At 60.3% G+C, this 16,168-nt stretch carries 15 protein-coding genes and 1 riboswitch; of the genes, 14 read left to right on the forward strand and 1 reads right to left on the reverse strand.

Annotated elements, in window-relative coordinates; genetic code table 11:
• Nucleotides 1–7 precede the first annotated feature (7 nt).
• The 8 genes from cysM to scpB all read left to right on the forward strand — a co-directional run bounded on the left by cysM (nucleotide 8) and on the right by scpB (nucleotide 6,378).
• On the forward strand, nucleotides 8–886 hold the full coding sequence (gene cysM, locus ACYQ1A_RS01425; RefSeq protein WP_499359578.1) for a cysteine synthase CysM: 879 nt from the start codon (nucleotides 8–10) through the stop codon (nucleotides 884–886).
• Nucleotides 883–1,731: a 3',5'-nucleoside bisphosphate phosphatase gene (locus ACYQ1A_RS01430; RefSeq protein ID WP_499359580.1), complete on the forward strand. Its 849-nt coding sequence runs from the start codon at nucleotides 883–885 to the stop codon at nucleotides 1,729–1,731. The genes cysM and ACYQ1A_RS01430 overlap by 4 nt, the downstream gene beginning before the upstream one ends.
• A 57-nt stretch (nucleotides 1,732–1,788) precedes the next feature.
• Nucleotides 1,789–2,412, forward strand: coding sequence for an L-threonylcarbamoyladenylate synthase (locus tag ACYQ1A_RS01435; RefSeq protein ID WP_499359581.1), 624 nt, complete (start codon nucleotides 1,789–1,791; stop codon nucleotides 2,410–2,412).
• Nucleotides 2,413–2,535: 123 nt separating this feature from the next.
• Nucleotides 2,536–3,180, forward strand: a complete 645-nt coding sequence (locus ACYQ1A_RS01440; protein WP_062221623.1) for a site-2 protease family protein — start codon at nucleotides 2,536–2,538, stop codon at nucleotides 3,178–3,180.
• Between the two features lie 35 nt (nucleotides 3,181–3,215).
• Nucleotides 3,216–4,418: a tryptophan--tRNA ligase gene (locus ACYQ1A_RS01445; RefSeq protein ID WP_499359584.1), complete on the forward strand. Its 1,203-nt coding sequence runs from the start codon at nucleotides 3,216–3,218 to the stop codon at nucleotides 4,416–4,418.
• Complete coding sequence (locus ACYQ1A_RS01450) at nucleotides 4,415–4,951, forward strand: GNAT family N-acetyltransferase (protein WP_499359586.1); 537 nt, start codon at nucleotides 4,415–4,417, stop codon at nucleotides 4,949–4,951. The genes ACYQ1A_RS01445 and ACYQ1A_RS01450 overlap by 4 nt, the downstream gene beginning before the upstream one ends.
• Nucleotides 4,941–5,819 (forward strand): segregation and condensation protein A, encoded by an 879-nt coding sequence (locus ACYQ1A_RS01455; protein WP_499359588.1) that lies wholly within the window; start codon nucleotides 4,941–4,943, stop codon nucleotides 5,817–5,819. Before ACYQ1A_RS01450 ends, ACYQ1A_RS01455 begins: the two co-directional genes overlap by 11 nt.
• Complete coding sequence (gene scpB / locus ACYQ1A_RS01460) at nucleotides 5,812–6,378, forward strand: SMC-Scp complex subunit ScpB (protein ID WP_499359590.1); 567 nt, start codon at nucleotides 5,812–5,814, stop codon at nucleotides 6,376–6,378. Before ACYQ1A_RS01455 ends, scpB begins: the two co-directional genes overlap by 8 nt.
• 522 nt (nucleotides 6,379–6,900) lie before the next feature.
• On the opposite strand, the gene ACYQ1A_RS01465 is transcribed toward scpB, so the two are convergent.
• Entirely contained in the window at nucleotides 6,901–7,425 is a 525-nt protein-coding gene (locus ACYQ1A_RS01465; RefSeq protein ID WP_499359591.1) for an FxDxF family PEP-CTERM protein, read from the reverse strand.
• Nucleotides 7,426–7,915: 490 nt separating this feature from the next.
• A riboswitch (guanidine-I (ykkC/yxkD leader) is annotated at nucleotides 7,916–8,034 on the forward strand.
• Between the two features lie 79 nt (nucleotides 8,035–8,113).
• Between ACYQ1A_RS01465 and ACYQ1A_RS01470 the strand changes: the two genes are divergently transcribed.
• The 6 genes from ACYQ1A_RS01470 to uca all read left to right on the forward strand — a co-directional run bounded on the left by ACYQ1A_RS01470 (nucleotide 8,114) and on the right by uca (nucleotide 16,038).
• Complete coding sequence (locus tag ACYQ1A_RS01470) at nucleotides 8,114–9,118, forward strand: ABC transporter substrate-binding protein (protein ID WP_499359593.1); 1,005 nt, start codon at nucleotides 8,114–8,116, stop codon at nucleotides 9,116–9,118.
• 53 nt (nucleotides 9,119–9,171) lie between these two features.
• Nucleotides 9,172–10,005 carry an ABC transporter permease gene (locus ACYQ1A_RS01475; protein WP_499359596.1) on the forward strand — a complete coding sequence of 278 codons (834 nt, stop codon included), beginning with the start codon at nucleotides 9,172–9,174 and terminating at the stop codon, nucleotides 10,003–10,005.
• A gap of 15 nt (nucleotides 10,006–10,020) precedes the next feature.
• A complete protein-coding gene (locus tag ACYQ1A_RS01480) occupies nucleotides 10,021–10,863 on the forward strand; it encodes an ABC transporter ATP-binding protein (protein ID WP_499359598.1) in 843 nt (280 codons plus the stop codon).
• A 14-nt stretch (nucleotides 10,864–10,877) separates the two neighbouring features.
• Nucleotides 10,878–11,684 (forward strand): urea amidolyase associated protein UAAP1, encoded by an 807-nt coding sequence (locus tag ACYQ1A_RS01485; RefSeq protein ID WP_499359600.1) that lies wholly within the window; start codon nucleotides 10,878–10,880, stop codon nucleotides 11,682–11,684.
• A 10-nt stretch (nucleotides 11,685–11,694) separates the two neighbouring features.
• Nucleotides 11,695–12,348 carry an urea amidolyase associated protein UAAP2 gene (locus ACYQ1A_RS01490; RefSeq protein WP_062221617.1) on the forward strand — a complete coding sequence of 218 codons (654 nt, stop codon included), beginning with the start codon at nucleotides 11,695–11,697 and terminating at the stop codon, nucleotides 12,346–12,348.
• A 102-nt stretch (nucleotides 12,349–12,450) separates the two neighbouring features.
• The gene (gene uca, locus ACYQ1A_RS01495; RefSeq protein ID WP_499359603.1) at nucleotides 12,451–16,038 is read left to right on the forward strand and encodes an urea carboxylase; all 3,588 of its coding nucleotides are present in this window, start codon (nucleotides 12,451–12,453) and stop codon (nucleotides 16,036–16,038) included.
• Nucleotides 16,039–16,168: the final 130 nt, after the last annotated feature.

Raw genomic sequence — 16,168 nt, forward strand, 5'->3', positions numbered from 1 at the left:
AGTGCCCATGTATAAATACATCGAAGATTTCGTCGGCAATACGCCGCTGGTGCGGCTAAAGCGCTTGCCTGGCGACACCAGCAATATCGTGCTGGTCAAACTCGAAGGTAACAATCCGGCAGGCTCGGTCAAAGACCGGCCGGCCTTGTCGATGATCCGCCAGGCCGAAGCGCGTGGCGACATCAAGCCGGGCGATACCCTGGTTGAAGCCACCTCGGGCAATACCGGCATCGCGCTGGCTATGGCCGCCGCCATGATGGGTTATCGCATGGTACTGATCATGCCGAAAAATTCCAGCATTGAACGGGTGCAGACCATGAAAGCGTTTGGCGCCGAAGTCATCCTCACCGATGGCATGGAAGCCGCGCGTGATCTGGCCGTGACCATGAGCGCGCAGGGTGAGGGCCTGATGCTGGACCAGTTTGCCAATCCCGATAATCCGCTCGCGCATTATCAAAGCACCGGCCCGGAAATCTGGCGCGATACCGCTGGCGGCATCACCCATTTTGTCTCCAGCATGGGCACCACCGGCACCATCATGGGCACGCAGCGTTTTCTTAAAGAAAAGAACAGCGCCATCCAGATCGTCGGCGTGCAACCTTGTGACGGTGCGTCCATTCCAGGCATCCGCAAATGGCCGCAGGAATACGTGCCCGATATCTGCGACTGGAACAAGATTGATCGCGTCATGGAAGTGACGCAGCAAGAAGCCGAAGACACCACGCGGCGGCTGGCGCGCGAGGAAGGCATTTTTGCCGGCATCTCGTCGGGCGGCGCGCTGGCGGCGGCACTCAAGTTGTCGGCCGAGGTCGAAAACGCCGTTATCGTCTCGATCATTGCGGATCGGGGCGACCGTTATCTTTCTACAGGCGTATTTCCTGCATGACACCGGTTGATCTGCACTGCCATTCCAATGTCTCCGACGGCTTGTTGCCGCCGGCCGAAGTTGTGCGCAAAGCGGCCGCGCGCGGTTGCAAACTGTTTGCGCTGACGGACCACGATGATTTGCGCGGCCTGACCGAAGCGCATGCCGAGGCCACACTGCATGGGCTCAAGCTCATTAACGGGGTCGAAATCTCGGTTAGCTGGGGCAAGCACACGCTGCATATGCTCGGGCTGAATGTGGATCGTCACAACGACGTTTTGCAACAAGGCCTGGCCAGCGTGCGCGCAGGCCGTACTGAACGGGCCGAGCGCATGAGCGCCTCGTTGGCGAAAGTGGGCCTCGACAATATGATCGAAGGCGCGCGCAAATATGCCGACAACCCCGAGATGATCAGCCGCACGCACTTTGCGCGTTATCTGGTAGAAATTGGCGCCTGCAAAGACACCAAAACGGTCTTCAAGCGCTTTATGGTGCGCGGCAAACCCGGCTATGTAGAACACGAATGGGCGCGCCTGCACGAAGCCATCGAATGGGTGCGCGCAGCGGGCGGCAAAGCGGTGCTGGCGCATCCGGGCCGCTATGAGATGGGTAACGAAACCATGCGCGTATTGCTGTCCGAGTTTCGTCGGCTGGGGGGCGAGGGCATCGAAGTGGTGTCCGGATGTCATGGCGCCGCCGAGATCGGCCGTTTCGGGCGCCTGGCGCAAGAATTTGAACTGCTGGCCTCGTCGGGTACCGATTACCACGCTACCGGCGAAGGCGCGCGCGAACCCGGGTTGAATCCCGATCTGCCCATCGGTTGCGTACCAGTGTGGCAAGACTGGCTGGAAGCGGAAGTTGCATAAGCAGAGGGCGCACAAGCTGACTTGATGCGCCCGGTTTTTGACCCTATTTAGGCGGGTATGGCCCAATTCTTTTCAGTACACCCCGAAACCCCACAGCCGCGCTTGATCAAGCAAGCGGTGGATGTCGTCCGTAAAGGCGGCGTGATCGTTTATCCCACCGACTCGTGCTATGCCATCGGCTGTAGCCTGGAGTCCAAAGACTCGCTGGATCGCATACGCCACATCCGGCGTCTGGACGACAAACATCACTTCACCTTGGTCTGTCGCGATCTCTCGCAGATCGGCACCTACGCCAAGGTCGACAACAGCACCTATCGCGCGCTGAAAGCGGCCACACCAGGCAGCTACACCTTTATTCTGCAAGCCACCAAAGAAACGCCGCGCCGGGTCTGGCATCCCAAAAAGCAGACCATCGGTTTGCGCGTGCCACAGCATCCGGTGGCATTGGCCTTGCTGGAAGAACTGGGTGAGCCGCTGTTGTCTTCCACTTTGCTGTTGCCCGGTGATGAAGACCCGCTCACCGATGCCTGGGAAATCCGCGACCGGCTGGAGCACGATGTCGATCTGGTGCTTGAAGGCGGCTATTGCGGCCTTGAACCCACCACCGTGGTCGACTTGTCCAATGGCGCGGCCGAAATCATCCGTGTCGGCAAGGGTGATCCAGCCTTGTTCGGTGGCTAGCACTGGCGCGCTTTCTGCTTGTACCGAGTGGGCCGGCGTGCTGCTGGCCCACGATTCCGATTTTCGTCGCTGCGCTGATCCGTGCGATCATGCAGCGCAATATGCTCCGGGAAACTCCCCTCGATGGACTTGAACCTGATCCAGAAGATTTGTGTCTGGTCTCTGCCTGTTTTGTTTGCCATTACGGTGCACGAAGCAGCGCATGCATTTATCGCCAAACGCTTTGGCGATACCACCGCCTACATGATGGGGCGCATGACGCTGAACCCGCTCAAGCATATTGATCCCGTCGGCACTATCCTGCTGCCGCTCATTTGCCTGATGTTGCCCGGGGGCTTTCTGTTTGGTTGGGCCAAGCCGGTGCCGGTACGCTTTGACAAGTTGAACAATCCCAAGCGCGACATGCTCTGGGTGGCCGCCGCCGGGCCTGCCGCCAACCTGATCATGGCCATCGGCTGGGGCTTGCTGTTCAGGCTCGGCGGCGCGATGGATGGCAGCAGCCTGCAATTGCCGCTGCTGTATATGTCACAGGCCGGCATCATGATTAACCTGATGTTGATGGTGCTGAATCTGATTCCGGTGCCGCCACTGGATGGCGGGCGCATGCTGATTTCGCTACTGCCGCGCAAGTCCGCCATGAGTGTGGAGCGCATTGAACCCTATGGTATGTGGATCGTGATTTTGCTATTGGCCACCGGCGTGCTCGGCGGCGTGATGCAACCCATCATCGGCGTGCTCTACAGCCTTCTGCATCGAATGATTTTGTAATCGAATACACGACGCCTCGTCGCAAGGAATAAAACATGTTTCCCGACCGCGTTCTCTCGGGCATGCGCCCCACCGGCAAGCTGCACCTGGGTCATTACCACGGTGTGCTCAAGAACTGGGTGCAATTGCAAAGCGAATACGAATGCCTGTTTATGGTGGCCGATCTGCACGCGCTGACCACCGCTTATGACGATGTCTCGGTCATCGAAAAAAGCGTGTGGGATATGGTGATCGACTGGATTGCGGCGGGCGTTGACCCCTCGCAGGCCACCATCTTTATCCAGAGCCGCGTACCCGAACACGCTGAACTGCATTTGCTGTTGTCGATGATTACGCCGCTGAGCTGGCTGGAGCGTGTGCCCACTTATAAGGACCAGATCGACAAGCTGTCGAACAAGGATCTGGGCACCTACGGCTTTCTTGGCTACCCGCTGTTGCAGGCGGCCGACATCCTGCTCTACCGCGGCACACTGGTGCCGGTGGGTGAAGATCAGGTGCCGCACGTGGAAATTACGCGTGAGATTGCGCGTCGCTTTAACCACGTATTTGGCAAAGAAGCCGGCTTTGAAGAAAAAGCCGAAGGCGCCATCAAGAAGATGGGTGGCAAAAAGGGCAAGCTGTACGAAGAGTTGCGCACGCGTTTTCAGCAAGAAGGCGATGTAGAAGCGCTCGACGCCGCGCGTGCCTTGCTGGCCGATACGCAGAACCTGAGCCACGGCGATCGCGAGCGTTTGTTCGGCTTTCTGGAAGGCGGCGGCAAGATGTTTCTGCCGGAATCGCGGCCGTTGCTGACGGCGGCCTCGCGCATGCCCGGGCTCGATGGCGCCAAGATGTCCAAGTCCTATGGCAACACCATCAGCCTGCGTGAAGACGCCGACACGGTGGCGCGCAAGATCAAGCAGATGCCCACCGACCCGGCGCGCGGCCGGCGCACCGATCCGGGCGATCCGGAAAAATGCCCGGTGTGGCAGCTGCATCAGGTTTATTCAACGGAAGACACGCGCAAATGGGTGGTAGAAGGCTGTACCACCGCCGGTATCGGCTGTATTCAGTGCAAGCAGCCGGTGATTGACGGCGTGCTGGCCGAACAAAAACCGATGTTCGAACGCGCCCAGCCTTTCCTCGAAGACCCGACCCTGGTGCGCAACCTGGTGGCCGATGGCTGTGAACGCGCGCGTGAACTGGCGCGCGAAACCATGCGCGACGTGCGCGAAGCGATGGGGCTTGCGTACGATTGAAAGTCGATCAAGGTTCCATGCGGCTGGCCGAACCCTATGTGCGGCCAGCGATTGCGCGAGATCTGGACGCCATTCTTGCGGTAGAGCGCGCGGCTTTCGGCCGTGCCGCCGAGGCTGATCTGGTGGCGGCTTTACTCAGTTCCGGCCATTCGGTATGCAATCTGGTGGCCTTGCTGGATGAACAGATTGTCGGCCACGTCTTGTTTACCCAGGTCAGTGCGCCGGAAGGGGCGCGCCTGGTCGGGCTGGCACCGTTGGCGGTGGCGCCGCACGCGCAGCAGAATGGCATCGGCGCGGCACTGGTGGAATATGCGTGGCCGATGTTGCGCGATGCGCGTTTTGATGGCGTGGTCGTGATCGGCGACCCTACGTATTACTCACGGTTTGGCTGTGTGCCCGCTGCACAATTTGGTCTGACTTGCGCCCGGGCGGCGCAGCCCGAACATTTCATGATCAGCGCACTGGCCCCGGGCGCGCTGGATGCCTTGCAGCCCGGCCCCGTGCTTTACGCTGCGGAGTTTGATGATGTCTGAGCCCGTCGCCACCGCCAGCACCGATGCCGCCGCCGCGCTGGCGCCTCCGACGCTGGCTTTGGTGTTTGGTGAAGCCGTTACCGAATTACCGCTCGATTTATATATCCCGCCTGATGCCTTGCGCGTGCTGCTCGATTCGTTTGAGGGGCCGCTCGATCTATTGCTGTATTTAATCCGCAAGCAAAACATCGATATTCTCGATATCCCGATGGCGCGCGTAACTGCGCAATATATGGAATACGTGAATGCCATGCAGGTGGACCGGCTGGAATTGGCCGCCGAATACTTGCTGATGGCGGCCATGCTGATCGAAATCAAATCGCGCTTGTTGCTGCCCAAGCCCAGCGCCAGCGCCGATGCCGAAGCTGACGATCCGCGCGCGGAACTGGTCCGCCGGTTGCTGGAATACGAGCAAATCAAACTGGCCGCCTATGAGCTGGATCAGTTGCCACAAGCCGGACGCGATTTTCAGTGGGTGACGGTCTTGTTTGAAAAAGACCGGGCGGAGCGTTTGCCCGAAGTGAGCGCGGTCGATCTCAAAACCGCGTGGCTTAATATCCTGGCACGCGCCAAACGCAATCAGCATCACAAGGTGCAACCGGATGAGTTATCGGTGCGCGAGCAGATGACTCACATCCTTAAGCTATTGCAGGACGGCCGGTATGCCCGCTTTGAAGATCTGTTCGATACCACGCGCGGTGTGCCTTTGTTGGTGGTGACCTTTATTGCGGTGCTGGAACTGGTGAAAGAAAAATATATCCGCGTTAGCCAGGACGAAGGCTTTGCGCCGATTTATGTTTGCCTGACCAGCGTGCCCGATTTGTTTCAGGGTGGCGCGGCGGCGGCCGAGGAAGTGAGCGATGAATAATCAAGGGGTATCGGCGCTATATGATCGCGCGCATATGCAAAAGGTGCTGGAAACCGCCTTGCTGGTGGCCAACGAGCCGCTGTCCTTGCATGCCTTGAAAAGTCTGTTTGCCGAAGAGACCAATGCGCTGTTACTGAATGGTTTGCTTGATGCCATCCAGCAGGATTGGGCGGGGCGCGGCATTGAACTGGTCAAGCTGGCCACGGGCTGGCGTTTTCGCGCCAGGCTGGAAATGCAACCGTATCTGGAACGACTGAACCCGGAAAAACCCCCGCGTTATTCGCGCGCGGTTATGGAAACGCTGGCCATCATTGCCTATCGCCAACCGGTTACGCGGGGCGATATCGAAGAAATCCGTGGCGTGACGGTCTCCAGCCAGATCATCCAGACGCTGAAAGAACGTGGCTGGCTGGATGTCGTCGGCCACAAAGAAGTCCCCGGTCGCCCCGAACTCCTGGCCACCACCCGCCAGTTTCTGGATGACCTGGGCCTCCACGCCCTCAGCGCCTTGCCGCCGCTGCAAGAACTGGGCAACCTGGTCATCCCCGCCGACGAATAAACGTCTCGCCCACCCGCTCGAGCGTCGCCATGGCGCCGGCCGACCAGGCAATACCCGATCAACACCGGGTTTCCCATCCCCGCATCCAGGCCGCCACGGTGCATTCAGCTAGCAAGCCGCCGAAGCGCGCGAGAGAACCCGCCCACGGATCAACAGTGGGTTTTCAACCCCAACCTCCGAGCCGCTGCGGTGTATTCAGCTTGCATACCGCCGGAGCACAAGCGAGCGGAGTGGGCTGATCGCACCCATCGGATCAACAGTGGGTTTTCAACCCCAACCTCCGAGCCGCTGCGGTGTATTCAGCTTGCATACCGCCGGAGCACAGCGAGCGGAGTGGGCTGAACGCCCATGAGCATCGCGAGCACCGCCGGGATGCAAGATGGATGCGCCGCAGTGGCTCGCTCACACCCATGAGCATCGCGAGCACCGCCGGGACGCAAGATGGATGCGCCGCAGTGGCTCGCTCACAAAAAGAAATGCCCCCGCCTAAGCGGGGGCATGCATTTCAGGACTCAGCCAGACTTAGTCGCGCGAACCCATTTTTTTGCGGCGAGCAGCAACCAGAGCAACCAGGCCCAGACCCATCAGGGCATAGGTTTCGGGTTCCGGCACGCCCAGTACCGGGCTGACCTTCACGTCGAACAGGTAGTTACCACCGTTGTCGTCGCCGCCAATGCCCTTCACTTCAAAGAAGTAAGCGCCAGAAGTCAGCTTCTTGAAGTAGGTAGCAGCGCCGCTGGCGGTATCGAAATCATAGGTCAGCAGGGCAGTGGTCGGATCAGCAACGGCGTACAGGCTTACGTACGCGTCGGTGATGTCATAGGCGCCTTCCAGATCCAGCACCACAGCCGAGGTGCCGAGGGTGTATTCCTGACCCAGGCTGAAGGTGTAGGTGTCGGTGAAAGAGCCGGAGTCCACATTACCCAGTGCGACTTTCGGGTGGTTCGGGGTCAAAAAGCCCCACGGGGTGGTGACATCAGCTTGGGCTACTTGTGCAACACCAGCGGCGAGCAGGGCTGCGACAGCAAAAGAAGTAAAGGAACGCATGTTGGCAAGTCTCCGAATTGGCAAGTCGGTGAAAATGTTTTGCGGTTTGCGTAAGGAATGTCCTGACGCAACGCAATAATAAGTGCTACATCATCTGTAAGCAAATACCTTTTAAGCCGAAATTAAGCTTTTCACGACTTTGACGGCAGAATCCGACGAACGTCATCCTCGCTTGCACCGGTAATTAAACGCGCTGACGCTGCAAGCCGCATTCCGCCTCAATTCCTCCCGAGATATTGCTTATTAATTATATGTTTATGTGCATTGCACCATTGCGGCCCATAAAACTGCATCTTGCACCAGAGTTACGCGCGGTTAATTGAGGCTGGCGTCGGGGTATTGTCTGACAGCCGCTGACACACGCAGAAAAAACCTTTCCAAATCATGCCTCTGAAGTAAAAACATCAAGTAATACGCATCTTGTATACATGCCTGGCATTGCTTTTGCTCTAGTAGACAGCACGAGGGGTGCGGCCTGTGTCGCATCGTCTTTCAGGAAAGCTAGGGTTCCGGTTGCATCCGTCACTGACGCGCATGCAATGTCTGGTCCGAGAGCGTTCCGGCCGCCATCCATTGGCAGCTCCACGGCGGGACAAAAGCCCGGGAGGTCGCGACAGCTTGTTACTGCAATGCAGTACAAGGGCTGCCCGCCTCTCGTGCCCGGATTCCCACCCTCAGGAGCAATGCCATGTCTGTTCGTTCATCTGCTGCATCGCTGTTCTGTCGTCGTAGTGCTGCCCTTGTCACCGCTGTGGCGCTGACTGCTTTGTCCGCGTGGTCGCCGCTGGCGCGTGCTGAAGTCAAAGTAGGCGTGTCGGACTGGCCGGGTTGGGTGGCCTGGTATGTGGCCGATCAGAATGGCTATTTCAAAAAGTACGGTGCTGACGTCAAGCTGGTGTGGTTTGCCAATTACACCGATTCGATCGCTGCACTGAGCAGCGGGCAACTGGATGCCAATTCGCAAACCTGGTCCGACACCATGGCGCCCCTGGCCAAGGGCGTGCCGGTCAAGGCGGTGCTGGTCAATGACAACTCGGCCGGCAACGACGCCCTGATGGTGGGCCCCAAAATCAAGAACTTTGCCGACCTCAAAGGCAAAACCATCGCCTTGGAGCAATACAGCATTTCGCATTTCGTGCTGGTCAACGCGCTGGAAAAACACGGCATGACGCTGAAAGACGTCAAGGTGACCAATCTGGCCGCCGGTGACGCCGCCGCCGCCTTTATGGCCGGTCGGGTCGATGCCGCCGTGGTGTGGAATCCGTGGGTCAACACCATCCAGACTTCCGGCAAAGGCCATGCGCTGTTCACCTCGCGCGATATGCCCGGCTTGATCCCCGATTTGCTGGTGGCGCAAGACAAAGCCATCCAGACCAAGCGCAAAGATCTGGTCGGTATGATCAAGGCCTGGTACGACGCGCAAGCCTTTATCGCCACCCATCCGGATGACGCCGCCAAAATCATGAGCAAGGTGGTCAGCCTTAAACCGGATGAATACAAAGCATTCTTGCCGGGCACGCGATTCTTTAATGCCAAGGACAATGCGGACGCCTTCAACCCGAAAAGCGCGACCTCGCTCAGCGCTGTTGCGCCGACCATCAATCGCTTCTTGCTGGATAACAAGCTGGTCGAAGGCAAGCCCGATGTGGCCAAGGGTCTGGATGGTTCGCTGATCCAGGACGCAAGCAAATAAGTCGGTCCAATCCATCCAGCCCGACCCGTCCGCCAACCCCGCCGGAGAATCGCATGTCCGCACCTGAACTTATCGTGCCCGTCAGCAGCGCGCCACCGCGGCGCAGTGTCTGGGCCATCCGTGGCGAACTGTCGACGCGCGCTTATCTGGCGATTGCGTTGGCGGGCTTGCTGTTGCCTTTGTTGATCTGGTGGGCGCTGTCGGCCAGCCAGCTGGTGTCACCGGTGTTTTTGCCGGGCCCGTATACGGTGCTGCAACGGCTGGTGCAATGGTGGAGCGAAGACAACCTGGGCGGCGATATGGCCATCAGCGGCTATCGCGTCATTGCCGGCTGGGCCTTGTCGGTGGTGGTGGCTTTGCCGCTGGGTTTGTTGATCGGCACCTTCCGCCCGGTGCAGGCCTTGCTGGAGCCGCTCACCGACTTTATCCGCTACATGCCAGCGGTGGCCTTTGTGCCCTTGGTCATGCTGTGGGTGGGCATCGATGAGGGCGCCAAAGTGGCCGTCATCTTTATCGGCACGTTTTTCCAGATGGTGTTGATGGTGGCGGAAGACGTACGCCGCGTACCCGCCATGCAGATCGAAGCCGCGCAAACCATGGGCGCCACGCGCGGCGAGATCATCAAGCTGGTGATCGTGCCGTCGGCGCGACCCGCCTTGCTGGATACGCTGCGCATCACCATGGGCTGGGCCTGGACTTATCTGGTGGTGGCCGAACTGGTGGCTGCTAATTCGGGCGTCGGCTTTGCCATCCTCAAGGCGCAGCGTTTTTTGCAGACCGACAAGATCTTCGCCGGCATTTTGCTGATCGGCGCGATGGGTCTGGTCATCGATCAACTGTTCCGCCTGCTACATCGCAAAGCCTTTCCGTGGCTGGCACGGCACTAACAAGGAGCCACCAGGATGACCCCAAAAATCGCCATTCGCGACGTCAACAAGCAATTCGGCCACGGCGCGCAAGCCGTGCAGGCGTTGCAACACGCCAGCCTGGACGTGGCCGACAACGAATTCATCACCTTTGTCGGCGCTTCGGGCTGCGGCAAATCCACGTTGTTGCGCATTATCGGCGGGCTGGAAACGCAAAGCAGCGGCCAGGTGTTGCTCGACGGCGCGCCGGTGACGGGCCCGGGCGCGGATCGGGCTATGGTGTTTCAGCATTACAGCCTGTACCCGTGGCTTACCGTGCTGGACAACATCAAGTTCAGTCGCCAGCTGGCCGTCAACCAGCAAGACCGTACTTCGGTCGATGTGGAACGCGCCAGTGGTCGCGCCGATGCCTTGCTCAGCCTGATGGGCCTGACCGCCGCCGCGCATAAATATCCGGCGCAATTGTCGGGCGGCATGCAGCAGCGTGTGGCCATCGCCCGGGCCTTGATGAGCAAGCCGCGCGTATTGCTGATGGATGAGCCGTTTGGCGCGCTCGATGCGCAAACGCGTGAAGTGATGCACGACCTGATCTGCCACGTGCGGCGGCTGGAGCAAGTCACCATCGTTTTTGTTACTCACGATGTTGAAGAAGCCATTTATCTGGGCGACCGCGTGGTGCTGATGGCGCCACGCCCTGGCCGCATCGACACCATCTACCCGGTGCCGCTGCCCGCCGCGCGCGATCAGGACATGAAACTGGCGCCGGAATTTACCGGCCTCAAGCGCGAAATCCTCAACCGCATCCGTGACACCGCAGGCATGAAAACCGATCTGGAACAGCTGCAGAAGCTGTCCGGTCTGGCCGCGTTGCACGATTAGAAGGAGCCATTCCCATGACCGACTTTGCCGCAAGCCTCGACAATCCACCTGCACACGCGCCAGTGGATACGCCCGAATTCTGGAAACGCTTTGCGCCGGATCTGGCCGCCGACCGCATCCTCTGGTCCGACATCCTGCCCGGCGGCGCGCATTGGTCCGCGCTGATGCCGCGCGGCAGCACGCTGCGTCTGGTGGCGCTGGATGCGGGCGTCAATTTATCGCTGATGCTGTTTTCCGCGCGTGAAAAACTGGAGCGCTACAGCATGCCCGACAGCCTGAAAGCGCAGCACACCGCGCATTACACGCGCGGCCATGTCTTGATGAGCGATATGGGTCGCTCGCTGGCGTCATTCACCGCCGATACCCTGGGTTGGCACGATCCGCTGGGTGCGCTGCTGGATGCGCCGACGCTGGCGCGCAAATACGGCGAGCGCAATTTTGAGACGGCGCGCAACGCCATGTACCGCAATGGCCGCGATGGCTTGCTGATCGAGATCGGCAAATACGGCCTGGGCAAACGCGATCTGACCGCGCCGGTCAATCTGTTCAGCAAGATCACGGTGGATGACGAAGGCCGCTTTGCCTTTGTACCTGACCACGCTCAACCCGGTGATTACGTCGAGTTGCGCTTTGATATGGACACGCTGATTGCCTATAGCAGCGCGCCGCATCCGCTGGACCCGCGCTCCGACTACGCGCCGGGCAAGATCGGCCTGGCCGCCTGGCGTTCCGGGACCGCAGCGGCTGATGACTACTGCCGCCAATTCCGCCCCGAGAACGCGCGTGCCATCCATAACGCCGACCAACTGTATTTGATGTGAGGAAATCGTCATGACCGCAACGGCCATCCGCCTCAAAACCAGCGCGCTTAATCCCGCGCACGCCGTACTCGACCGCTATCAACCTGCGGGCGAGCCGTGGCTGCACGCCGTCAAACAGGGCCAGACCCTGCGCATCGAAGATCTGCAAGGCAATCAGGCGGCCGATGTCATCTTCTATAACCAGCACGATATCGGCGAGCACTACAGCGCCACGCAAACCATGTTGCAGCAAGGCGGCATTTATCTGACCACCGATAGCGTGCTGGTCAGCAACGATGGCAACGCGATGCTCACCATCGTGGCCGATACCTGTGGCCGCCATGACACCCTGGGCGGCGCCTGCGCGGCCGAGAGCAATACCGTGCGCTACGCCTTGCAAAAGAAATATATGCATTCGTGTCGCGACAATTATCTGCTGGCCATCCAGCACGCCGACGTCGGCATCAGCAAACGCGATCTGGTGCCCAATGTGAATTTCTTTATGAATGTGCCGGTAACGGACACGGGCGATCTGAAGTTTGACGATGGCGTGTCCGGCCCCGGCAAATATGTGGAGATGCGCGCCGAGATGGACGTGTGGGTGCTGATCTCCAACTGCCCGCAATTAAACAACCCCTGCAATGGCTGGAACCCGACGCCGGTGCGGCTGTTGATCTGGGATTGAGGCGGGCGCGGCCTGATCGCGCCGCTGGCCCAAGTATTCCACCCACGCGGGACGGCCCGCTGGGCGTTGCAATCGTGCGGGACGACCCGCTGGTGCATAACCATGTTTAGCAAAGTGCTGATCGCCAATCGCGGCGAAATTGCCTGCCGCATTATCAAAACCCTTAAACGCATGGGCATCGCCGCAGTGGCGGTGTATTCCGAGGCGGACCGCCATGCCGCGCATGTGGCGCTGGCCGATGAGGCCGTTTGCGTTGGCCCGGCCGCGGCCGCACTCAGTTATCTGCGCGCTGACGCCATACTGCAAGCGGCGCGCGATACCGGCGCGCAAGCCATCCACCCGGGCTACGGCTTCTTGAGCGAAAACGCCGACTTTGCCGCAGCCTGCGCGGACGCGGGCATTACGTTTATCGGCCCCAAACCGGAACATATGCGTGCCTTCGGCCTCAAGCACACCGCGCGCGAACTGGCGCAGCTGAACAATGTGCCGCTATTGCCGGGTAGTGGTTTGCTGCTGGATGTGGCCGATGCGCGCGCGCAAGCGCAAGGCATCGGCTATCCGGTCATGCTTAAAAGCACGGCAGGCGGGGGCGGCATCGGCATGCAGTTGTGCCGCGATGCCGACGGGCTGACGCAGGCATGGGCCAGCGTGGAGCGCTTGTCGCAAAACAACTTCAAGAACGGCGGCATTTATCTGGAGAAATTTGTCGAAGACGCGCGCCATATCGAGGTGCAGATTTTTGGCACCTCGGACGGCCGCATCGTGCATCTGGGCGAACGCGATTGCTCCACGCAACGCCGCAACCAGAAAGTGATTGAAGAAACGCCGGCGCCGCATTTAAGCGCCGAACAGCGCCAGCAACTGTGCGATACGGCGGTGCGCCTGGTGCAAGCGGTTGGCTATCAATCCGCGGGCACGGTCGAGTTTGTCTACGACGTGCGCAGCCAGCAGTTTTATTTTCTGGAAGTAAACACGCGGCTACAGGTCGAGCACGGCGTAACCGAGTTGGTGAACGAGGTTGATCTGGTTGAATGGATGCTGCTGGCCGCCGCAGGCGAGGGCCCGGATCTGAGCGCCTGGCAATGGCAGCCGCACGGCGCCGCCATGCAGGTGCGGGTTTATGCCGAAGACCCGAACAAGCAGTTTCAGCCTGCCGCGGGCTTGCTGACCCATGTGCAGTTGCCGGCTGCAGCGCGGGTGGATAGCTGGGTCAGCAGCGGCACCGAGGTCCCCGCGTTTTACGATCCACTGCTGGCCAAGGTACTGACCTGGGGCGAGGACCGGGCCGCCGCGTTGCAGCGGATGCAGCATGCGTTGGCGGGCACGGCGCTGGCGGGCATTGAAACCAATCTGGAATATCTGCGGCAAATACTGGCGGATGAGGTGTTTGCCAGCGGCCGCCAGATTACCCGCTCGCTTGCCGCTCTGGTTTATCGTCCTGCAACCATCGATGTGCTGGATGCCGGTGTGCAATCCAGCATCCAGGATTGGCCGGGCCGGGTGGGTTATTGGGGCGTGGGGGTGCCGCCTTCCGGGCCGATGGATAGTCAGGCTTTGCGGCTGGCCAATCGTCTGGTGGGGAATGCCGAGGGGGCCGCCGCACTGGAGCTCACCATCACCGGCCCAAGCTTGCGCTTTAACCGCGCCAGCGTGATCGCGCTGACCGGGGCTGCCATGCAGGCCACGCTGGATGGCGAAGCGCTGGCCTTATGGCGCGCGATACCCGTCGCCGCCGGTAGCGTATTGCGTATCGGCGCCATCGAAGGCGGTGGTTGCCGCAGCTATCTAGCCGTGAGTGGCGGGCTGGATGTGCCGGATTATCTGGGTAGCAAATCCACTTTTACCCTCGGTCAGTTTGGCGGTCATGGCGGTCGCACCTTGCGGGTGGGGGACGTGCTGCATCTGGGCAGTGATGCAGACTGCGTGCCGAACGAATTGGCGCACACCGCCATCCCGCTCTATCCAGCGGATTGGGAAATCGGCGTGTTGTACGGCCCGCACGGCGCACCGGATTTCTTTACCGATGCCGATATCGACGCCTTCTTTAGCGCTGAATGGCAAGTGCATTACAACTCCAGCCGTACCGGCGTGCGGTTGATCGGCCCCAAGCCGCAATGGGCGCGGCGTGATGGTGGTGAGGCCGGGCTGCATCCGTCCAATATCCACGACAACGCCTATGCCATCGGCGCAATCGACTTTACCGGCGATATGCCGGTGATACTTGGTCCGGATGGGCCGAGTCTGGGCGGCTTTGTTTGTCCCGCCGTGGTCGTGGATGCTGAATTATGGAAGTTAGGGCAACTGCGCCCCGGCAATACCGTGCGTTTTAGATGCATCAACCGCGCACAGGCCACGACGCTGCACGCCGCGCAGGAGCAACGCATCGCCAGTTTGCAGGGCGATGCCCAGCTGCCGCTGCCGGTGGCGGCGCCGGACTCGCCCATCGTGCACCGCATCGCCGCGCAGGCGGGGCAACCCGAGATCGTCTGCCGCCAGGCTGGCGACCGCTATCTGTTGGTGGAATACGGGCCGCTGGTGCTTGATCTGGAACTGCGTTTGCGCGTGCAGGCGCTGTATCAATGGTTTGTGGACAGCGCGCTGGCGGGCGTGATTGACCTGACGCCGGGTATACGCTCGCTGCAAATCCACTTTGATCCACGCGTGCTGGACTTGCCGCACTTGCTGGATGCGGTCGACCGCGCGCAGGCGGGGTTGCAGGATATTGCCAGCATGGAAATTCCGTCACGCACGGTGTGGTTGCCGCTGAGTTGGGATGATGCCGCCACGCGTTTGGCCATCGATAAATATATGCAATCGGTACGGCCGGATGCGCCGTGGTGCCCCAGCAATATCGAGTTCATCCGTCGCATCAACGGCCTGGCAGATATCGAGGCAGTGCAGAACATCCTGTTTGAGGCCAGTTATCTGGTGATGGGGCTGGGCGATGTTTATCTGGGCGCGCCGGTTGCCACGCCGTTGGACCCGCGCCATCGTCTGGTCACCACCAAATACAATCCGGCCCGCACCTGGACCCCGGAAAACGCCGTCGGCATAGGCGGTGCTTATCTGTGCGTGTACGGCATGGAAGGGCCGGGTGGCTATCAATTTGTCGGGCGTACGGTGCAGATGTGGAATCGACACAAAACCACCGCCGATTTCAGCGCCGGCAAACCCTGGTTGCTGCGCTTTTTTGACCAGATCCGCTTTTATCCGGTCAGCGCGGACGAGCTGCTGCGGATGCGCGAGGACTTTATCGAGGGGCGCTTTAAATTGCGCGTTGAAGACGGCGTCTTCCGGCTGGCCGATTACCAGGCATTCCTGGCTGAGCATGCTGAGTCGATCGCGGCCTTTCAGCGCACACAGCAGGCCGCGTTTGCTGCGGAGCGCGCACATTGGGAAGCCACCGGCGCCAATGTCTATGACAGCGAACCGGCCGTGACTGAAGCTTCGGCCGAAGACACGATATTGCCCCCGGGCCATAGCGGTGTCGCCACGCAGGTGGCGGGCAATGTCTGGAAGATCAATGTGGAACCCGGCGCGACTGTGGCAGCGGGGCAGGTGGTCGCAATCGTGGAATCGATGAAAATGGAGATCAATATCACAGCGCCGTGCGCGGGCACCGTGCAACAGGTGCTGTGCCAGGCGGGCACCGGCGTGGTGGCCGGCCAGCGCTTGCTGGTGATCAGCTGAACTGGGGTGGAGCTGGGCGTCCGCGTCTGGCCCACCCCGTGCACAGCAGTTTTTCCGCATTTACGTGTATGCCTGTATCTGGGGCCGCGCGCCGGTGCGCGGTATCCTGGTCGCCTGTTAACGCGAGGGC

This window comes from Silvimonas sp. JCM 19000, assembly GCF_054652575.1.